The organism is Burkholderia sp. Ac-20379 (assembly GCF_017104645.1).
Lineage (GTDB): Bacteria > Pseudomonadota > Gammaproteobacteria > Burkholderiales > Burkholderiaceae > Burkholderia.
In genome coordinates this window covers 1-1722 of record NZ_JAAGPF010000671.1, presented here as the reverse complement: position 1 = coordinate 1722, position 1722 = coordinate 1, and the positions used below count along the sequence as shown (strand labels likewise).

1 protein-coding gene is annotated in these 1722 nt (G+C 69.5%); it reads right to left on the bottom strand.

Annotation, left to right across the window (positions count from 1 at the left end; translation table 11 throughout):
- Positions 1–37 precede the first annotated feature (37 nt).
- A complete protein-coding gene (locus G3N92_RS33825; protein ID WP_241015200.1) occupies positions 38–1684 on the bottom strand; it encodes a cellulase family glycosylhydrolase in 1647 nt (548 codons plus the stop codon).
- Positions 1685–1722 lie beyond the last annotated feature (38 nt).

The window sequence follows — 1722 nt, the reverse complement described above, 5'->3', positions numbered from 1 at the left end:
CGCCAGCCGCGGCTGAAGCCGGTAGCTGGCTAGCCGGCTAGCCGGCCGGGCGGCCCGGCGCCGCGCCCGCCGGCAGCAGATAGCGCGGCAGCGGCCCGAGCTGCCAGATGAACGGGCGCGCGGCCACCGTCACCGCCGTTTCCGCGCCTTGCCAGTCGCGCTCCACATAGTTCCCCGGCGGCAGATCGATCGATGCCGTGCCCGGCGTGGCGCTCACCGTCCAGCCGACCGTGACCGCATCGTTTCCCGTCGCATATTGATAGACCTTCACGTCGCCGTCGGCCAGCGCATTGCGCCAGGGCCGGCTGCCGACCGTCGCCGCCAGCACCGAGGCGGCGACGTACGCCGGTTTCGGCGACATGTCGTGATGCAGCAGTCCGAAGTTGTGCTCGATATTGTTCGGGTCGGTGCCGTCGTCCATCAGGTCGTACCAGAACAGCACGCGGACCGAATCGGCCCGCCGCGACATCAAATAGCTGCGCACCAGGTTGCCGGCCTGGCTCGCCTCGTCCTGCCCCGGCAATTTCGGGTTGACGGGCCAGCCGTATTCCGTGATCCAGACCTGAAGCGGCGCGCCGTTCGGCTTCGGGTAACGCGCGGCCAGCGATTTCAGATAAGGCCAGGTGGTCGGGATGCTGACCGTGTCGATCGGGCCGCCCTTGGCCGCGTAGCCGCGTTCCGGCGTGTTCGGCGACATGTAAGGGTGCACGCTGAAGCCGTCCTGATACGCGAGGCCGCCGGCCTTGATCAATTCGATCGGGCAATCGCCGCCCGGCCCGCCGCCGATTCCGCCGCCGCCGCACGCCAGCACCGTCGCCGAGGGGCTCAATGCCTTGATCGCCGGGTAGACGGCCTTCAGCAGCGCGCCGTAGGTTGCGTAGGAGATCTGATCGAACGACGGCTCGTTCCACAGCTCCCAGTGCTTGACCAGGCCGCCATAGCGCTTGACCACCTGCTCGACGTAGCCGACGAAGCGCTGGCGCGCTTCGGGCGTTTGCGGGAACGGCGTCTTGTCGAACAGCGCCGGATAGGCGCGGGCGTTGCCGTAGTCGAGCACGACGAGCGGGGCGATGCCCAACTGCACGGCCTGCTTCAGATAGGCGTCGTATTGCGGCGGGAAGCGGAATTGCCCCGGGGTTTTCTCGATCTCCTGCCAATACAGCTCGTCGCGAATCCACGAAAAGCCGGCTTGCCGCACCATCGGCAGCAGCACGGCCGGCGCGCCCTGCAACTGCGCGAAATGCGTTGCGACGCCGAAGCCGGGCAGGCCGCCCACGCGACGTTTCGGCTGCAATGCGAAGGTGGTCGCGGCGCGGCCGAGCAGCGTGCCGGCACGCGAATACAGTTCGGCCTGCGCACGATAGAAGCCGGGGCGGGTCAGCGTCACCGGCACGGCGACCGGGCGGCCCTGCTGGCCGGGATCGACATCCTGGTAGTAGGTGGCGGCCGGCGAGGGATTGGGCTGGCCGGTCGCATCGTACGAAAACACCAGCACCGTCAGCGTCGCGCCGAGGGCGTCGAGCGAGGCCGGCTCGAACCGCAGCGAAAACCGCTCGCCCGGCACGCCCTGCAACGCGGCCGCATCGTTGGCATTGCGAAGCTGTGCGGGCGAGCCGGTTGCCGATCCCAGCAACGGCGCGGCGAGCAGCAGCGCGCGCCAGGCGGCCCGCAGGGCCGGCCGCATGCGTGCGCGCCTCATCGCAGCGCCGGCCGTGCGGGAAC

Coding starts and splice junctions, on each gene's coding strand:
- G3N92_RS33825 (WP_241015200.1), bottom strand. CDS start 1,684: ATGCGGCCGGCCCTGCGGGCCGCCTGGCGCGCGCTGCTGCTCGCCGCG.